At 37.6% G+C, this 18043-nt stretch carries 16 protein-coding genes and 1 pseudogene; 11 read left to right on the forward strand and 6 right to left on the reverse strand.

The window, feature by feature from the left end:
• The first annotated feature begins 179 nt into the window (after positions 1-179).
• Together IX38_RS12965 and IX38_RS12970 are read left to right on the forward strand one after the other, a co-directional pair.
• Entirely contained in the window at positions 180-401 is a 222-nt protein-coding gene (locus IX38_RS12965) for a hypothetical protein (RefSeq protein ID WP_034705677.1), read from the forward strand.
• Between the two features lie 198 nt (positions 402-599).
• Entirely contained in the window at positions 600-809 is a 210-nt protein-coding gene (locus tag IX38_RS12970; RefSeq protein ID WP_034705679.1) for a hypothetical protein, read from the forward strand.
• Between the two features lie 599 nt (positions 810-1408).
• Here the strand turns inward: IX38_RS12970 and IX38_RS12975 are convergent.
• Positions 1409-3046, reverse strand: coding sequence for an AraC family transcriptional regulator (locus tag IX38_RS12975; protein WP_165570738.1), 1638 nt, complete (start codon positions 3044-3046; stop codon positions 1409-1411).
• A 287-nt stretch (positions 3047-3333) separates the two neighbouring features.
• On the opposite strand from IX38_RS12975, the gene IX38_RS12980 reads away from it, so the two are divergent.
• On the forward strand, positions 3334-4494 hold the full coding sequence (locus IX38_RS12980; RefSeq protein WP_034705683.1) for a thioredoxin family protein: 1161 nt from the start codon (positions 3334-3336) through the stop codon (positions 4492-4494).
• Positions 4495-4664: 170 nt separating this feature from the next.
• Here the strand turns inward: IX38_RS12980 and IX38_RS12985 are convergent, their stop codons facing one another.
• Positions 4665-5687: a 3-oxoacyl-ACP synthase III family protein gene (locus IX38_RS12985; RefSeq protein ID WP_034705685.1), complete on the reverse strand. Its 1023-nt coding sequence runs from the start codon at positions 5685-5687 to the stop codon at positions 4665-4667.
• A gap of 73 nt (positions 5688-5760) precedes the next feature.
• On the opposite strand from IX38_RS12985, the gene IX38_RS12990 reads away from it, so the two are divergent.
• On the forward strand, positions 5761-6660 hold the full coding sequence (locus IX38_RS12990; RefSeq protein WP_034705687.1) for a magnesium transporter CorA family protein: 900 nt from the start codon (positions 5761-5763) through the stop codon (positions 6658-6660).
• 42 nt (positions 6661-6702) lie between these two features.
• Positions 6703-8289 (forward strand): patatin-like phospholipase family protein, encoded by a 1587-nt coding sequence (locus IX38_RS12995; protein WP_034705689.1) that lies wholly within the window; start codon positions 6703-6705, stop codon positions 8287-8289.
• A 296-nt stretch (positions 8290-8585) separates the two neighbouring features.
• Here IX38_RS12995 and IX38_RS13000 read toward each other — a convergent pair whose 3' ends face one another.
• Positions 8586-8951 (reverse strand): helix-turn-helix domain-containing protein, encoded by a 366-nt coding sequence (locus IX38_RS13000; protein WP_034705690.1) that lies wholly within the window; start codon positions 8949-8951, stop codon positions 8586-8588.
• A gap of 170 nt (positions 8952-9121) precedes the next feature.
• On the opposite strand from IX38_RS13000, the gene IX38_RS13005 reads away from it, so the two are divergent.
• From IX38_RS13005 to IX38_RS13020, 4 genes are all read left to right on the forward strand, one after another.
• Complete coding sequence (locus IX38_RS13005; RefSeq protein ID WP_034705691.1) at positions 9122-9583, forward strand: hypothetical protein; 462 nt, start codon at positions 9122-9124, stop codon at positions 9581-9583.
• A complete protein-coding gene (locus IX38_RS13010) occupies positions 9561-10439 on the forward strand; it encodes a hypothetical protein (RefSeq protein WP_131368686.1) in 879 nt (292 codons plus the stop codon). Before IX38_RS13005 ends, IX38_RS13010 begins: the two co-directional genes overlap by 23 nt.
• An 18-nt stretch (positions 10440-10457) precedes the next feature.
• Entirely contained in the window at positions 10458-11027 is a 570-nt protein-coding gene (locus IX38_RS13015) for a DUF6705 family protein (protein WP_034705694.1), read from the forward strand.
• A gap of 407 nt (positions 11028-11434) precedes the next feature.
• Complete coding sequence (locus IX38_RS13020; protein WP_034705696.1) at positions 11435-11881, forward strand: hypothetical protein; 447 nt, start codon at positions 11435-11437, stop codon at positions 11879-11881.
• Positions 11882-11974: 93 nt separating this feature from the next.
• Here IX38_RS13020 and IX38_RS13025 read toward each other — a convergent pair whose 3' ends face one another.
• On the reverse strand, positions 11975-12523 hold the full coding sequence (locus IX38_RS13025) for a DNA-3-methyladenine glycosylase I (protein ID WP_034705698.1): 549 nt from the start codon (positions 12521-12523) through the stop codon (positions 11975-11977).
• Positions 12524-12762: 239 nt separating this feature from the next.
• Between IX38_RS13025 and IX38_RS13030 the strand changes: the two genes are divergently transcribed.
• On the forward strand, positions 12763-13677 hold the full coding sequence (locus IX38_RS13030) for an alpha/beta fold hydrolase (protein WP_034705700.1): 915 nt from the start codon (positions 12763-12765) through the stop codon (positions 13675-13677).
• Positions 13678-13942: 265 nt separating this feature from the next.
• Positions 13943-15179 (forward strand): annotated as a pseudogene (locus IX38_RS22405) (IS3 family transposase).
• Positions 15180-15212: 33 nt separating this feature from the next.
• Here the strand turns inward: IX38_RS22405 and IX38_RS13045 are convergent.
• Both IX38_RS13045 and IX38_RS13050 read right to left on the reverse strand, forming a co-directional pair.
• Positions 15213-16790 (reverse strand): DHA2 family efflux MFS transporter permease subunit, encoded by a 1578-nt coding sequence (locus tag IX38_RS13045; protein ID WP_034705704.1) that lies wholly within the window; start codon positions 16788-16790, stop codon positions 15213-15215.
• A 133-nt stretch (positions 16791-16923) separates the two neighbouring features.
• Positions 16924-18033: an HlyD family secretion protein gene (locus tag IX38_RS13050; protein ID WP_034705706.1), complete on the reverse strand. Its 1110-nt coding sequence runs from the start codon at positions 18031-18033 to the stop codon at positions 16924-16926.
• Between the last annotated feature and the right edge of the window lie 10 nt (positions 18034-18043).

The following is an 18043-nucleotide window of genomic DNA, read 5'->3' on the forward strand; positions in this document are numbered from 1 at the left end:
GCTTTAGATTTAACCTTTGAACTGATCAATTTGTCTTAAACTGTTATCTATTCCACTGTTATGCTGCAGACACCCATTCTCTAACATTTTTTTAACAAACTTTATCTATATTTAATATTTCATAATAACTTTTAGGAATAATTATTGAATTCTAACAATAACAACAAAAATAAAATATTATGAAAAAGTTTTTAATAGCAGCCATAGGTTTAGGATTAGTAGTTGTGAGCTGCGGAACCAAAGAATCTTCTATGCCTTCCGGCAATTCTGATTCGGCAGCAGTAGATAACGCCACAACTGCAGCACCTAGTACAACCGATTCAACGGCTGCAAGCATGGCAACTCCTGATACTGTTAAGATGAAAGTAGATTCGGCGGCTGCCACACCTCCGGCTAAATAGATACACACAGTTTAATTTAAAATGGAAAATCCGCAGATGAAAGCTCTGCGGATTTTTTTTGCAAATAAGTAAGCCTGATATAATTTTCTGTTTCTTTATTATTCTACTGAAGATTTCTCAGAATATGTAACTGACGGTTATAAAAAAGATCTTAATATTCTTTATATTTGATTGTAATAAACATCAAAATTAACTATTATGAAAAAATTATGGATAGGTGCTGTTCTGGGAATATTGTTTTTAGGAAGCTGTGCCCAGAACAAGGAGAAAAGAGAAGAGTTTAAAGATGAGCACAACAAGGATTCATTGAGAAATCATATGGGGGATTCCGCAGTTGCCAATTCTGAGCCTGCTCCGGTTGCCCATGATACGGTCAAAGTAAAAACCGACAGTCTGAAAACGAAATAACAAAAACAAATCCGCAGCAATGCTGCGGATTTGTACTTAAAAAAACTTGACTGAAAAAAACCGGGCAATCAACCCCGATTGTACTATAAGTTTTTATCGCATCAGGCAGGTTGTACCGCCAGATCAATAAATGTGTTGGCTATAATAAATACATCCGTCATCTTTTTTGCTTATAAATAGCATCTTAAGAAAAGCATTGGGGGAGAATCCCCCTCAGCTATGGATCCGCTGCTTGTTTTTCGCACCGGAATCCAGACTCGCAACCCGCACAGCTGTATCCATTATCGTCCCAAAGGCAGCATTAGAATACATATGCTATGCAATCGTTAAGGTTGACATCCGTTTAATTTACCGGAAGATTTCATGGTTTGAATAAAATAATTACCAGATATTTTACAATGTCCGGTAATTGTGTGTCTGAGATTGAACGCTGTTCTGCCTTATCAGAAATGAAAGATTAAAAAATGAGTGACAAACTGCAGCAGGTCCATTCCCTTAAAGCTTGCGCAAAGATATAGATGTGAAGGTCTTACGTAAAACAATAGGTTACCCATTTTCATGAAAATGAAAAGCCAGAATAGGTAAAAAACACCTGTTTCTTAATTGTTTTCGCGAAAATGGGTATTTTTATCTGATTGATTTTCAGCGTCCAGATATTTAATATATGAGGAAGGAGAAAAATCGGTTACCGCTTTAAATACGGAAGCGAATTTACTGTGTGAAGAAAAACCGCATTCGTCGGCAAGAATACTTATTTTGTACTGCCTGTACTTATCATCATTGATCAGTTTGTCTACAATATAATTAATCCTTAAACGGTTAATGTATGTTTTGACATCTGCATTTTTATGCCGGTTGATTAGATAAGACAGATATTTCGTGTTGGTATTGAGTTCCGCAGCCAAAAAGGATAAAGACATATTTTTATTGTTATACAGCTCCCCTTTTTCAAATTCGTCAAGACGTTCTAGAAGCTTCGATTCTGTTTCGGAAGTCATCAGGGATTCACTTTTGCGTTTACCCGTTTCTCCTGTCCTGTCATCCACTTCTTCTACGGAAATATTTGAAAAGTCAGAGTTTTCTTTTTTTAAAGGTGAGGATTCACTGCGCGAACTGATCATCCGCAGCTGGGTTCTTATAATATTCCTGAATTTTGCACGCTGTTTTTTCTGTTTTATCCTAAAGAAAACAACGATCGCAACGAGGGCAGCAAACAGGAGCATAATTGCTGCATTTTTAACCATACTGATCTGGGCACTTTTCCTATTAGGTTTCACCAAAGCCTCCGGACTTTTAATAGCGAATTCACGGTTTCTGGCAGTAAGGCTGTCATAAGCCTTTACATACTTTACAGCATAAATTGAAGCCTTTGAATTATCCCCTATTCCTTCATAATAATCATTGATATTGGAATATACGGCTTTTTTCAGTTTAAGGCTCCGGGAACTGTCGGCGATATTTTCAGCTTTTTTCAGATAGATTTCGGCCCCTTTCCAGTTTTTCTGTTTCAGGCGGATTCCGCCCATTCCGTTATACACAAGACCCAGGGTACAGGATTTATTTTTAAGCAACGATTGTGCTTTGTGGTAATAGCTCTCGGAAGTCACGTAATCTTTAAGCTTAAAATATACATCCCCGAGGATCTGGTAAGAAGCTGCTACAGCCCGTTTATTTTTTTTTTTATTATCCTCAATATTATCTTTGGCAAAAGAATGCAATGAAAGTTCGATATACTTTACGGCCTCGGGATAATCACCCTGTTCCATTTCATAATACGCCATTTCCTGGTTCAGCAATCCCAACATTTCCGCTTTTTCCCGGGTGTCGATGATGTGTTTTGCTGCTTCCATGCCTTGCAGCGTATATTTTTTTGATCTTTCAAAAAGGCCTACCAGCCGGTATTCTCTGGCCAAAAACTCATTGGTCCGGCACAACCATTCCGCATCATCAATATGGCTTAACATAGAATGGGCATTTTCACCATAGTATATGGATTTTTTAAATTCACCGGCAGCGTGGTAAAGTTTGGCAGAAAGTAAAAGACTCTTCACTTTATCCAGAGGATTTTTTGCCGTTATATATAGGGAATCAGCCGTTTTTAAAGCTTTGGGAATATCTTTTTGAGCCACCTGAACGGATGTTCTTGCGCAGATCTGGTCAAAACTGTATTTTTTCTGCGCAAGTAAAGGGACAGCAGTAATGAACAAAAACAAAAGTTTCAGCAGGCTTCTGGACATAAAGAAATAAATTATTATTTTGATTGTATAATAATTCATCATTCTCATGGTTGCCTTTTTGTTTTTACAAAGCTACTGATATTTTATATTTTATTAAAACATTCTTATCTTATTTAATTTTTTTAACTAAAAAGCTAAATATTGTTTATTTTAATAACATATCATCCACAATTATCACTTCAAATAGATTTATTATATATCAGACTAAATTATCCGTAACTATTTTGTTTATTCACCTACTTATTTGTTAACATAATTATTACATTTGTAGTCAATAAAAAAGTTTTATGAAAAAATTAGCAATATTTTCTTCTTTGTTTATAGGAGCTCTGGCTCTTGCACAGGGAATTAAATTTGAAGACAGCAATTTTGCTGCTATACTGGCAAAAGCAAAAAAAGAGAATAAACTTATATTTGTAGATGCCTATGCATCATGGTGCGGCCCATGCAAACTGATGGTAAAAAACATTTTTCCGCTGCAGACCGTGGGAGATTTTTACAATTCCCATTTCGTGAATGCAAAAATAGACATGGAGAAAGGGGAAGGAATAGGCCTTGCCAAGAAGTACAATGTAAAGGCATTTCCAACTTATCTTTTCATCAACGGTGACGGAGAAGAGGTTCACAGAACACTGGGCTATGTGGAAGAAAAAGATTTCATCCAGTTTGCTAAAGACGCCGAAGATCCGAATAAAAGGCTTACCGCATTGAAGCAAAAGTTTGAAAATGGGGAAAAAGATCCTGCATTTTTAAAGAATCTTGCAGAACTTACCATTTATAATGATTCAGAATTTGCGGGAAAAGTGCTGGACCGTTATTTCCAGCAGAAGACAACGCTTGATCAGGATGATGTACAGATGCTTCTTTCGGGGACACAGAGCACGGAAAGCCCGTTATATAAGATTTTTCAGTCAAAAAAATCCGAGATCATCAAAATTTTCCCGGAAGATAGATATGCAAAATTCGACAAAAATATAAAGCTTAATACGATCCTTAAAAAGTCTTACAATGCAGATACAAAAACCTGGAATGAAAGCTACTTCCTGACAGAATCACAAAAATTCATGACGAAGGATGAATCGGAAAAGATGCTAAAAAGAGCAAAGGCAAACAGGGCTCTAAAGGATAAGGATATCACAACCTACGAAAAGATCACACTGGAACTGTACAAAGATTATTCTACAGCCAATTCTGAAGAACTAAATTCTTTAGCATGGAATTTCTTTGAAAATATAAACACTAAAGCTTCTCTGGAAAAAGCAGTAGCCTGGGCTCAGGAATCTGTAAAAAAAGATGAAAACTATGCCAATACAGATACTCTGGCTAATCTTTACAACAAGATCGGAGATAAAAAGAACGCAAAGATCTGGGCTGAAAAGTCTGTTCAGCTGGCTAAAAGCACAGGACAGGATTCAACGGATACAGAGAAATTGTTGGAGAGCCTTTAATAGAATTATTATTATAAACAGGGAATCCGCCGAGCTTTGCTCGGCGGATTCCCTGTTTTATTTTTTGAACCACCCCGTCAGATCTTCGATCTACCATCCCTCCGGAGGAGAGGAATTATCGGTTGGCGGTTGGGTTATTTCTCGTTTACTATTGGTCTATAGGCCAACGGTTAATATTCAAACAGAACGCTTCCCCATGTAAATCCGCTTCCAAATGCTGAAAGAAGTACCAGATCTCCTCTTTTGATCTTTCCTTCTTCAATAGCTTCATTTAAAGCAATAGGAATAGAAGCAGCGGTTGTATTCCCGTATTTCTGAATATTATTATGGATTTTTTCATCCGGAAGACCGAATTTCTGCTGTACAAACTGGGCAATTCTAAGATTGGCCTGGTGAGGAATGAACATATCAAGATCTTCAATTGTTTTTCCTGCTTTATCCAGGGCTTCCTGCATGGTTTCAGGGAATCTTGTTACGGCATGCTTGAATACAAAATTGCCGTTCATGATCGGATACACTTCTTTGCTGGTCACATTCTCAGGTTCTTTTCTCATCCTGTCGCTCCATCCGAATTTGGAACCCGGGAACTGCGTACACAATTCGTCGGCATACTTCCCTTCAGAATGCATATTCACGGCCAAAATATCTCCTGCATTTTCATCTTCCGTTGCCGAAAGCACAATAGCTCCTGCCCCATCTCCAAAGATTACTGAAACTCCTCTTCCTTCGTCCGAGAAATCAAGTCCGAAAGAATGAACCTCAGCTCCTACTACAAGAATGTTTTTATACGTTCCGGATTTGATAAAAGCATTGGCAACACTCATTGCATATACAAATCCTGAACACTGGTTTCTGACATCCAACGCACCGATGGTATCACATCCCAGCATATCCTGAAGCAAAACACCGCAACCCGGGAAATAATAATCCGGAGAGAGTGTCGCAAAAACAATATAATCTATATCCTGAGCGGTAAGACCTGCCTTTTCAAGAGCCTTTTCAGAGGCTTTAAATGCCAGATAGGCAGTGGTCTCCTGAGCATCGTTTCTGTTTTTTCTGTGTCTTCTTTCTTTGATGCCCGTTCTTTCCGTAATCCATTCGTCATTGGTGGTCATCAGTTTAGCTAAATCATCATTCGTAACAACATTATCCGGGACATGAAATCCAATTCCCTTTATTGTACTTTTAATCATATAGTTTGTTTAATTTTGACAAAGATAAAATTATTTAACACATAGTTTTTCAAAATACTAGTATTTTTATTATATGCCAATCGACACGATATACAGAGACTCCCAGTGTGAATGGGTAGATGTAGAGGCTCCCACAGCGGAAGACCTGAAATTTCTTCACGAAAGATATGAAATCAACAATCTTCTTCTGGAAGATACAATGGATCCGAATCACCTTCCGAAATATGAAGAGGATGGCAGTATAAAATTCTTTCTCCTCCGCGAAAGTACAGAGCTGGAAAGGAAAAATCTCAATACCATAAGCGACATCAGCACGAAAATCGGGATTTTTCTGCTGGATAATACCATCATCACCATCCACAGGATGAAGACGAGAAGCATTTCGGAGACCAAGAAAAAGGTCACGGTTACGGAGGCAGAAGTTTCACCTTCGAAAATAGCTTTAATGATTGCCCTGCTGATCATGAAAAGTTTCGATGATGAATCAATAAGCCTTCTGGAAACAATGGATAATATTGAAAACGAAATTTTCCTTAAAAATACGAACCATACCAGCCAGATCAGAAGACTGTATAAGCTGAAAAGAAAATCGGGGCTGAATTCCAGGGTACTCAGCATTTCCACGGATGCTGTGGATAAGTTTAAATTATTAAACCTTCAGGATTCTGAAATTGTTGATTTAAAGGACAAGCATAAAGATGTAGTGACGGATTTTGATCATTTAAACATTCAGATCACCAACCTTATTTCAATGTTCCTTGCGCTTTCCGATCAGAAAGCCAACCAGGTCATGAAAGTTCTGGCTATTTATTCAGTGTATTTTTTGCCAATCACTTTTATTGCGGGTCTTTACGGAATGAATTTCGACAATATGCCTGAACTGCATCATAAATACGGCTATTTTATAACTTTAGGCTTTATGGCAATAGTGGTAATCTGTACGTTTATTTATGCGAGACGTAAGCAGTGGTAATTGAAATTAAAGAAAATGAAATGAAAACACCTAACCAAAGTCATGAAAACCGAAATCCTTCAAAAAATCCTTGAGGACGACACACTTTCCCAGGAATCAAAAGAAAAGCTGACCGCTCTGTATGAGAATATTTCTTCCAGAGAGTTTTCTGATCTGCTGGATGCCAAGGGAAACCAGTATGTAGAATTCGTACAGGAAGGAGGCGGTGTCTGGGGAAGCGCGTTGGTGGGCTATCTTTATGGCCTGGAAATCTTCGGGGTCCGTTTTCTGAAAGTAGCGGGAACCAGTGCCGGGGCAATCAATACCATGCTTATTGCTGCATGCAAAACCAAAGAGGAAGCCAAAAGTGAAGTGATCAAAGAAATTCTCTTCAACTGGAATTTTGCAGATTTTATGGATGGGAAAACCTATGTTAAAACAACCATGCATGCGATCCTGAACAATAAGGATTTTTTTAAGATTAATGCTATTATTGCGGCGGCCGTTATGGTTATCCTTGTTATCATTCCTTTTGCAGCTCAGCCTTCAACAACGCTTAATGCCAAACTGCTTTTCCTGATTCCACTGATCCCTGTGGTTATTGCTTTTTTCTGTATTAAAAAGTTTTACAATGATTTCCGGAAACAGAACAGCGGATTCAATCCCGGAAATACATTTTTAAATACAATGGAAAGTGTTCTGGACGGTTTCGGAATTAAAACAGTGGCTAATCTTAATGATAAATTTATACAGAAAGAACATCATCTCAACCTCAATTACCGTTACGGAAATGCCCGGGAATACTATACGATTGCCCTTAAAAGCATAGAAGCTATCAAGGAGAAAAATCTTGAACATATTGACCAGACGCGCTACAGGATATTTTATGAAAGTGCCGTTAACAATGATTATTACAGGACGAATCCGTTTTATCAGCTCCGTTCGGAATATGTTGTGATTACTACCGACATTAATGCGAAGATAAAGGTTGAGCTTCCCACAATGGCCAATTTATACTGGTCGGAAGAAGAGCTGAAGCATATAAGCCCTGCCGAATTTGTTCGGGCATCTATGTCGGTCCCTTTCTTTTTTGAACCTTTTCAGAAGAGGATCAATAAGGATGATGATTCCGTGAAATATGCCTGGAAATTCTGGATGAACACGAAGCCGGAAGACATCTACCCTGCCGGACTGTTCATAGATGGGGGAAGCATTTCCAATTTTCCCATTGATATTTTCCACGCCAGTGATGTATTTTATCCCAGAATGCCGCTTTTCGGGGTGCAGCTTACCAATGATTCTGACCTTCTTTCTGAAAAAGGAAAAACGAGTGAACAGATTCTCAAAACACCGTTTTCTTATGCCGGAAACATGATCAGCACGTTAAAAGGTTTCAATGACAAATCATTTTTAACGAAGCACAGCTTCTACCGTCTTTACAGCATCCAGTCCGTTAACTGCGGCACAAGCAGCTGGCTGAATTTCTTCATGAAAAGAGAGGAAAAAGAAGATCTTTTCAACAGAGGCTTTCGGGCCGCCCTGGATTTTCTTAACCAGTTTGACTGGGAAAAATATAAATACGAGAGGATGCTACTGTCGATGAAGGAGAAAAAGATATTGAAGGAAGAAGATACGAAAACGGTGGGGTAAGGAAATTAGAGGTTTCAATGTGTTTTTTGTGGTTCAGGAGGGATTTGGAGGGGTTATTTTAAAGATTATTTAGGTTGTTGAACCTAAAATAAAGGGTAAAATACCCCATAGGAAAGCTGGATAACCTCAACGTACCATTCCAGAACCTCAGCAGATCTGTACATAACCGGGTGACATCATAAAAAAACCTTAAACGTTGTGTTTAAGGTGTATATGTATATCTACGTATCGTCCTGAAGAAAAGAAGTGTGTTGCTTAAATTGGTTAGCCAATTGTGTTTTGTGTTAAAAGTTGTTTTATTTTTTCAGTAAGCTTTCTATGAGTTTGCTTTGGGATTCTACAAGTTTAGTAATATCCTGTTGATTTTTTAAAATACTATCAACCAGCTCGTCTGACATGTTGTTATTAATTGTTACCGCGCCTTCAATATAGCCAATAGATTTGTCATTATTAGTTTGAACAATAGACTTTTCATCCAACAAATCATAAACATCGGTTTCGTAGAAATCTGCAATCTTCATAAGATTTTCCATGGCAGGTTTTGCTTTGTCGCTCTCCCATTTGTTATAAGCATTTTGAGAAACGTGTAATCTTTCGGCGATCTGCACTTGTGTAAGTTTTCTGTCTGTTCTTAGTTTATTAAGTTTGGTTCCCAAAGTCATTCTCTTATATTTTATGCTAAAATAAATAAAAAATTAAAAAAACAACTAAAGTTTGAACATTTTACAACCAAAGTTGGTTGTACAGATTGAGATTTAATTTTAGTTCTGTAAAAATTCTCCATAAGGTGAAACAAAAATTTTATATATTTAACGCACTAAAAACAAAATGCATGAAGAAAAAAATTATTTTCCGGCTGGCCTTTCTGACCGCTGCAACCTTTTCCCTGCACTCCTGTAGGACGGAAGACGAGCTAAACCACAATCCTCAGGAAACGGTGAACCGTTTTCAGGTCTTTACTTCCCGGAATGGAGAACCTGTAAACTATCCCCTGGGATATAAAATCCTACTGGAAAGGTACGACAGTATATATAGTACTGCCCACACAAGAAAAGCCCTTTTGAAAAATAATATCCTGGAAAAATCGGTATCGGAAGAATATGTGGAATTTAACATCCGTTCTCAGGAGCTGATGATGAAAAACGGGAATGAGCGGTGGATTCTTTACCCGGTAGCTAAAGGCAAAGAGGTTATCGGAATAGAAGTAGGTATTCTTAAAAATAAGGAAACCGAATTGGAATTCTGGAGAATTTTTTTACAGCAAAAAGATATTGGCAGAGCAGGCTATGAGTAAAGGAGGTAACTGCGGATATACAGGAGAAGAGCCATGCGATACGGGTGAAGTGATTATCCATGTTCCCCGTCCCAATGGACCGAAAGGTGATCCCAATCTTTATCTTCCGGGGCAAGGTGGTGGTGGTTCAGACCCCGGAGTAATAGGTGGAGATTGCGGGGTATATGGAAACTGTGGAGACGGAGGCGGAAACAACGCCCCTTCTAACCCGGAGCCACCGGAGGATCCTTGTAAGAAAACAAAAGATCGTGTCAACAAGCCGCAAGTAAAGGATTCACTTACTTCTCTTAAAAATCACGCACACACTAATACAAAAGAAGAAAGAGGTTTTCAGGAATTAAAAAGTGGAACTTTACAGCCAGGTACCGTAACTGAAGATAATCAAATGTTTTTTGGGATAGGATCCAATTCCTTAGGTACTGTACACACCCATCAGCCGGGAACAATAGGTATACTTGCACCGCAGGATATCATGACATTTTTAGATATTGTAAGAGAACAGGATCCTAATAGTCTTGGGAATGCGTACAGTGGAACGGTTTCTTCCAGTGGTACTTATTTTATTAATTTTACAGGGACGGCATCTGATTTGCCTCCTGCTATGACGGAAGCGCAGGAAGCGGCGTATGTTGATAATCTAGTTAAACTTTATAGAAAGGATTATAGAATGTTATTGAAACAAGAAGGTAAGGCTTCAGGACAAATATTATCCAATACAGGATTGGAAAAGTTATTTTTTAATTTATTAGATAATATAGGATTAGGTGGAAAAATAAGTTTAATTAAAGAAAATAATGGAAATACTTCAACAATACAAAAAGATTCGAGCGGAAACCCAGTACCAAATCCTTGTTAATTCATTAAAACAATTATTATGAAAAAATATATTTTATTGCAACTGCTTATAGTATTGGCCATAGGCTGCAAAGCTCAAACTTATCCTTTAGACACTGATTATAAAACTATACCCAATTATTCCTATTTAAAAGATACAAATAATTCATTGCTATCCTATGTAGGTAATTGGAAAGCAAATTATAGTGGTAACGAAATGGTTTTAAAAATTGAAAAAATAGATCATCATCTAAATGATTTTGGTATTAAAAAATTTTATGAAGATGTGCTATTTATTCGCTACTCTATAAAAAATTCACAAGGAATCATCATTGAAACAACAATGAACTTAAATGTTACAGATGCAAGAATTTTTAGTGATTCAATATTCCCTAATGAAAGTTTGGTTTCTTTTACATATTTAGGAGGTAAATGTACTGTAGGATGGGGAGGAATAACATTACAATCAATTGATTCCACTCACTTTAAATGGAATTACCAACCTGAATCAACAGTTCTTACAAACAAAAACTGTCCAGACTATCCAGCAGGTGGCATAAAAATTAATTTACCTGATGAACCTAAAGATATAATTTTTACAAAGCAATAAAGATGTAAACCGCTGAAAGGCGGTTTATTTTTATAAATAGTTTCTGTGTAAAATTGATTGTATCAATGGCGTGTTCAGAAATGAAGAAAAAGAAGTAGAATTCCGGAAGTTCTTATTACACCGAAGTGATAGAAATAGTCTGTAAAGCCTTTATGAAAAAAGGATTGGAGAGCAAAGGAAGCGATTGTTGATTTGATGGGCAAGAACCCTGTGATGTAGATGAAGTCATTATTCCTGCACCAGCCAGACCGCAATTAAGTTATATAAACAAACTCCTGCGCATATTTTATTTTGGCTAAAGCCTGCTAAATTTGTCTTATTAAACGGACTAAAGTCCGTTTATATTGATACGGATATGGTTGAGATCACACAGCTTGTTACGGAATTTAAAATCTACAATATTGTTTATGATTACATTAGATGTTTTAAGAGACATTTTATCTGCTCAAGCAACAAGAAATAATCCCGATGCTAATTATTTCTATGAGTTTGATATCGTGGCATTTGATCATTCAATTGATGATACGGATTTCATGAGGACTTACTTTGCTTTAAAAGATAATAAAGAGTTGGCTGTAGATGAAATAACCGAAGCCGGATTCAAAAAAGCAATACATAAATGGTTTTTTGAATGTGAAAGCTCAAAGAATCTCAATGTGATTCATGCTGAAAGATCAGAAAAGGTGGAAAGTTTTTTTAACTCTTTGAAATCGGCCACCAAGGAAAAAAAGATTTACCATTTTCAAAATGTCAATAAAGAGCTTTATGAGTATCAGCTCGGAATCTACTTCGACTATTTTTACATTGAAGGCCAGGAAAATAATTTCCTCATTTATTTCAGTGCTCATGGTTGATACTCTCAGTTTTAGTCCAATTCTCTGACCGGAATTATTCTGACCAAATAGGTTCTAAAAACAACTGTTTACAGATCCTAAACTTTCAAACCTCTATTCTCTCCAAAGCGGTTTCTGTTCCAGCACATGTTGATAAACAGGGCAGCTCTCGGCATGCGCACCTTTCAGATATCCGGTGCTCATTAAAAACTCATTAACGATTTCTCCGCCCGTAAACTTGAATGTTTTTTTGAACAGTTTCATCCATTCCTGAAGAGTTTTCGGATGATGATGTTCCAGCCACTTTTCAAATGAACCGAATTCTTTTTGCAGCTCTGTAATGGTTTTGGCATTTTCAATGGCAGCATTCACTTTCAGCCGGTTCCTGATAATTCCCGGGTCGTTCAGCAGTCTTTCCCGGTCTTCTTCCGTATAGGCGGCAATGGTCCGGATATCAAAATTGCTGTAGGCTTTTCTAAAACTTTCTTCTTTCTTTAAAACAGTTTCCCAGCTCAGTCCTGCCTGGTTAATTTCTAGGATCAGTCTTCCGAAAAGCTCATTGTCATCATGGATCGGGAATCCGTAGTAATTATCGTGATAGTTTTTATGCAGTTCTTTTCTGCTTTCGGGCTTCATACCTTCTATGGCTAAACAATAACTCATTTAAATAAATTTTCTGTCTTGGTTAAAAATTGCTCTAAAATTCCCGGGAACATTTTATAATTCCTTAAAATTATTTGATCCATTATTTTTGTTTTTTCTGAAATTGAACATTTCTGAACAATTCGGACCGTAAAGATAAGGCAGGTTTGTGACAACTGTTAGTCAGCAGTACTTTTAATTTTCTTAATGGTCCTGAATTTTTAAAGAAAAATCTTAAATTAGACCCTTCAAAATACACTATGAAATCATTGCTTTCCTTTCTGTTTATTCTGGCCTTTGTTTTCTCAAATGCCCAGAAAATATATTCCAAATCTTATGGTAGTCCGGAGGATACACCTGTTATTTTCATTCACGGCGGTCCGGGTGGAAATGCCACTTTATTTGAAGGAACTACAGCCCAAAAGCTTGCAGATAAAGGATTTTATGTTATTGTATACGACAGACGCGGAGAAGGCAGATCCAAAGATGAGAATGCCTCTATGACTTTTAAAGAAAGTTTTGAAGACCTCAGCCTGATCTATAAAACTTACAGAATAAAAAAAGCAAATATTGTCGCCCACAGCTTCGGAGGAATCATCGGAACGCTTTTTACCAGGCAGTTTCCCGAAAAAGTGAGTTCTTTAACTTTGGTGGGAGCTTTATTTTCCCAGCAGGAAACTTACGATTATATTCTAAAGCAGGCTAAAGAGAAATTTAAAGACAATCCTTCAAAACTGAAAGAGATCTCTGAAATTGAAAATTTAAATAAAAACTCAGCAGATTACAGGAAAAGATGCTACAATACAGCAAGTGATATGCAATTATTTAGTATGCCTTCTCCAACCCCTGAAAGCAAAAAATTAAGAGCTGATTATGAGTCCGGTGAGTTTTATGCTGCCAATTTCAGAAATCCGGAATCGCCTTTGAAGTTTTATAAAAATGAAGCTCGTAATAATCTTGACAATACTAAAGTTCTGAAAGAAATCAAAAAACAGGGCATCCCGATTTTCGCAGTTTACGGAAAAGATGATGGAATATTTTCAGAGAAACAGCTCAACGATATGAAAAACATCGCCGGAAAAGATCATTTTAAGATCATTGACAACTGTTCTCACTACTTATTTGCCGACCAGCAGGATGAATTTCTGCAATTCATAAGTTTACATTTAAAATAAGAAGGTGCAGATGTTTCCTGCTCTTTTTGATCGGGATTTATTTATGGATAAAACGGGATAGGGGAATATTAATTTAAACTGAACCCGGATAAGGATAAAATAATCGCAAGGATAAGCAAGGATTTTTATAAGGCATTCTGTTGAATAAGGAAAAGTACATTACTCTATAAAAACCATTTTCATAAAAAAGCCTCCGGAAATTCCGGAGGCTTTAGATTATTGATTGTCCCGTCCTAAAATAAGTTGACATAAAACCGACTTATTTATGAAAAAGCAAGAAGTAAAGAGAGAAAAGCGAACGCAAAGAGATTACACAATGGCTTTTAAATTAAGTGTTATCTCTCAGGTTGAAAAAGGCGATTTAACTTACAAACAGGCTCAGACGCATTATGGGATCCAAGGAAGGAGTACCGTTTTGGTGTGGTTGCGGAGATTTGGTAACTTAGATTGGAGAAAACCAAAGATTCATATTATGTCCAATTCCAAAGAAACTCCAGCTCAAAGGATCAAACGTTTAGAGAAAGAACTTTCTGATGAAAAGCTAAAGAACAAAGTTCTGAATACTATGATTGATATCTCCGATAAACAGTATGGTACCCAGATCAGAAAAAAGTATTCCTCCCAACAGTCTTCAGGCTCCACCAACAAGGATTAAGTATATCCAGGTTATGTAGATTGTTTGGGATCAGTCGTCAAACTGTTTATCAGGCAAAACAAAGGGTTTTAGCCCGGGAACAAGAACTTCTTAGAGTAAAGGAAATGGTTCAACAGATACGGATGGAGTTACCTAAACTGGGAACCAGAAAACTTTACTATCTTCTTAAAGAACGATTTGAAAATCAAAACCTGAAAATAGGTAGAGATGCATTGTTTAGTTATTTGAGAAGGGAGAATATGTTGATACAACCTCAAAAGAAATATATCAAAACAACTTTTTCAAAACATTGGCTTAGGAAACATCCTAATTTATTGAAGGAATTGGAAGTGAAAAAAGCAGAACAGGTTTTTGTAAGTGATATAACTTATCTTAAAACAAAAAAATCAACCTGCTATCTGTCTTTAGTAACCGATGTTTACAGCAGGAGAATTATGGGATATTATTTAGGTTTAAACATGAATGCTCAAAGCGTTGCTAAAGCTTTGAAGATGGCTATAAAAAACCGGGTGAATAAGGATGATCTTATCCATCACTCTGATCGTGGACTGCAATACTGCTCTGACTATTATCAGAAAATATTGTGTAAAATAATATTAAGCCTTCTATGACTGATGGCTATGATTGCTATCAGAATGCCTGGGCTGAAAGGGTAAATGGTATTCTAAAACAAGAGTTCCTTTTCTATAGAACAAATAATATAAAGGATCTAAATCTACTGGTTAAAGAAAGCATTTATCTTTACAATGCAAGAAGACCACATCTTAGTCTTAAGATGAAAACACCGGATATGGTGCATAAAAAATCCGGAGAAAGAATAATTCCTCCGGATAGTAATATTGTTTAATTTAGTGTCAACCTATTTTAGGACGACTCAGATCTAGTGCATGGCTTCACTTAAATCTATTTTTTCTTTGCTTTTCCTTTCTTTAATGAAAAGGATAAATGGTATACATACGAGGAATACAACTCCTAAATAAAGGAAAACATCCATATACGAAAGTACCGTAGCCTGTTTTGTGACCGACATATCCAGCATTTTATAAGCTGCGTTCATCGCTGCATCGGGAGTCATTCCTTTTGCAACGAAACTGGCTTTTAATGCATTCAGGCGTTGCTGTACATCAAAACTGTTTTCATCCAGATGGGAGATCAGATTGAGCCTGTACTTCTGGCCTGCATTGGCAATAAACGTAGTGATCGCAGCAATCCCGAACGAACCTCCGAGCTGTCTCATCATCCCTGTAAATGCTGCACCCTGGCCAATCTCCTGCCCTTTCAGAGTACTTAATGACAATGAAGTGATCGGGATAAACAATAATCCAAGACCTGCTCCTCTCACCATCAACATCCAGAAAAAGGCTTCTTTACTCGTATCAGGTGTCAAAATTTTGTATCCCCAGAAACTATATATAAAGAATACGAATAATCCTAAAGCTACCAAAATCTGCTGTTTTGCCCCTTTAGACAGCAATCGGCCGATAATCGGCATCATGAAAGCGGTTGTTAATGCGGCAGGAATCATCAAAGCTCCGGACTGAAAAGCCGTCCATCCCAAAATACTCTGCGTATATAACGGAACGATAAAGGTAGAACCATACAACCCGAATCCTAATACAAAGGACATAATCGTACCAATCCTTAAGTTACTGTTTTTTAAAACCCTTAACTCTACAATCGGATATTTGAATGTTAGCTCTCTCCAGAGGAATAATATAAATCCTAAAATTGCTGATACTGTAAACAATATAATCCATCCACTCGCAAACCAGTCTTCTTCATGACCTCTTTCCAAAATATATTGTAATGAACCAACCGTAACTGCCAATAAAGCAATGCCGATCCAGTCAACATCTGAAGCTTTACGTTTTTCTGCATATTTCGGACTTTTCACGAACTGTAAAGTCATTAAAGTTGCAGCAATACCGATAGGAATATTAATATAGAAAATATACGGCCAGCTGAAATTATCAACAATATAACCCCCAAGAGGCGGACCTAAAGTAGGACCAATAATTACTCCCAATCCATAAATCGCCTGAGCCATACTTCTTTTTTCCACCGGATAAGATTCCGTAATGATCGTCTGCGAAGTTACCAATAACGCTCCACCACCAATTCCCTGACATAACCGGAAAAATACCAATTCCCAAATATTATCCGCATTCCCGCACAAAAATGAAAATATAGTAAAAATAATAATGGAGGCAGCAAAATAGTTTCTTCGTCCGAACTGTTGTGACAGCCAGCTCGTCATCGGTACCACAATTACGTTACCGATTGCATAAGCTGTAATCACCCAGCCTACTTCAGAAAGTGTGGCTCCAAGATTCCCCTTCATCTCATTCAGGGCAACATTCACAATTGTGGAGTCCACAATTTCAAGCAGAGCACAAAGGATTGCCGTGATCGTAATGATCACTCTCCGGGCTCCGTATTCTACTAATGATTCTTGCATAGTTTTTTACGATGTAAAAAGGTGAATTGTCAATGATTAATCAACTTCGTCGTCAATTTTCAGCTTCATATCATCTTCATTGATTGATTTACTCCAGCAAAATTGACAATTCACTTATTTCACAGTTTTAATATTATTTAAGCGATACTTCTGCCTTCACGTTCATTCCCGTTCTCAGTCTTTTTGCAATATTCTTATCAAGATTTACAAAATCAATCTTTACAGGAAGTCTCTGAACCACTTTTACGAAGTTACCGCTGGCATTATCCGGAGGCAGGATTGAAAAAGTAGCGCCTGTTGCGGGAGAGAATGAGCTTACTACTCCGTTAAACTCCTGGTCAGGGAAGGCATCAATTTCAATTTTCACTTTCTGTCCTTCTACCATTTTATCTACCTGTGTTTCCTTGAAGTTCGCCACTACCCATTTCTGGTCGTTTTTAACCAAAGCAAAAAGCTGTGATCCGGCTTGCAGATACTGGCCTGCCTGAGTGGAAACTTTACCTACATATCCGTCTTCCGGAGCCAGGATCACGGTGTATGATAAGTTTAATTTAGCATTTTCCACGTCTACTTCTCTCTGTTTTGCTACTGATCCGGCCACACCGATCTGCTGAGAACTTGCTGCAGTCTGAGAAGATGCAATGGTAGTCTGCTGTGCGATCTGGTTTCTCTGATCCACCAAAACCTGAAGCTGTCTATCTGCTGTCTGCTTGGCGGCTAAAGCCTGTTCATACTGCTGTTCCGTAATAGAATGGTCTTTTACGAGATTAGCATATCTTTTCAGATCCTGTGATGTTTTCCAAACGTTCACTTTTGCGGCTTCTATCTGTGCATTGGCTGTTGTTACCGCTGCCTGGGAAGAGCTGATATTTTTTGAAGTGGCAGTAGTGCTGGCTTCGGCATTTGAAATATTGCTTCTGGCCGTTGATAAAGCAGCCTGAGCCTGCTCAAGGGCCATCTTCTGATCCCTGTTATCCAGGATCACCAAAGTATCTCCTTTTTTTACCAACTGATTGTCCTTTACTTTTACCTCTGCTACATATCCGGAAATTTTAGAAATTACCGGCGCCATATTGGATGTGATCTGCGCATCGTCAGTTTCTTCGTGGTACTGTCCGTATGTAAAAGCTCTGTATCCATAGATTCCCCCACCGATTACTACGGCGGCTAAGATGATAGGGAAAACCAAACTTTTTTTCTTTTTAGGTTCAAGTTCAGTGGCTGGTTTATTATTATTTTCCATTTTGGTTTGA

The organism is Chryseobacterium luteum (genome assembly GCF_000737785.1).
Classification (GTDB): Bacteria; Bacteroidota; Bacteroidia; order Flavobacteriales; family Weeksellaceae; genus Chryseobacterium; species Chryseobacterium luteum.

Coding starts and splice junctions, on each gene's coding strand:
- IX38_RS12965 (WP_034705677.1), top strand. CDS start 180: ATGAAAAAGTTTTTAATAGCAGCCATAGGTTTAGGATTAGTAGTTGTG.
- IX38_RS13030 (WP_034705700.1), top strand. CDS start 12,763: ATGAAATCATTGCTTTCCTTTCTGTTTATTCTGGCCTTTGTTTTCTCA.
- IX38_RS12975 (WP_165570738.1), bottom strand. CDS start 3,046: ATGTCCAGAAGCCTGCTGAAACTTTTGTTTTTGTTCATTACTGCTGTC.
- IX38_RS12980 (WP_034705683.1), top strand. CDS start 3,334: ATGAAAAAATTAGCAATATTTTCTTCTTTGTTTATAGGAGCTCTGGCT.
- IX38_RS13045 (WP_034705704.1), bottom strand. CDS start 16,790: ATGCAAGAATCATTAGTAGAATACGGAGCCCGGAGAGTGATCATTACG.
- IX38_RS12970 (WP_034705679.1), top strand. CDS start 600: ATGAAAAAATTATGGATAGGTGCTGTTCTGGGAATATTGTTTTTAGGA.
- IX38_RS13015 (WP_034705694.1), top strand. CDS start 10,458: ATGAAAAAATATATTTTATTGCAACTGCTTATAGTATTGGCCATAGGC.
- IX38_RS13020 (WP_034705696.1), top strand. CDS start 11,435: ATGATTACATTAGATGTTTTAAGAGACATTTTATCTGCTCAAGCAACA.
- IX38_RS13025 (WP_034705698.1), bottom strand. CDS start 12,523: ATGAGTTATTGTTTAGCCATAGAAGGTATGAAGCCCGAAAGCAGAAAA.
- IX38_RS13000 (WP_034705690.1), bottom strand. CDS start 8,951: ATGACTTTGGGAACCAAACTTAATAAACTAAGAACAGACAGAAAACTT.
- IX38_RS12995 (WP_034705689.1), top strand. CDS start 6,703: ATGAAAACCGAAATCCTTCAAAAAATCCTTGAGGACGACACACTTTCC.
- IX38_RS12990 (WP_034705687.1), top strand. CDS start 5,761: ATGCCAATCGACACGATATACAGAGACTCCCAGTGTGAATGGGTAGAT.
- IX38_RS13005 (WP_034705691.1), top strand. CDS start 9,122: ATGAAGAAAAAAATTATTTTCCGGCTGGCCTTTCTGACCGCTGCAACC.
- IX38_RS13050 (WP_034705706.1), bottom strand. CDS start 18,033: ATGGAAAATAATAATAAACCAGCCACTGAACTTGAACCTAAAAAGAAA.
- IX38_RS12985 (WP_034705685.1), bottom strand. CDS start 5,687: ATGATTAAAAGTACAATAAAGGGAATTGGATTTCATGTCCCGGATAAT.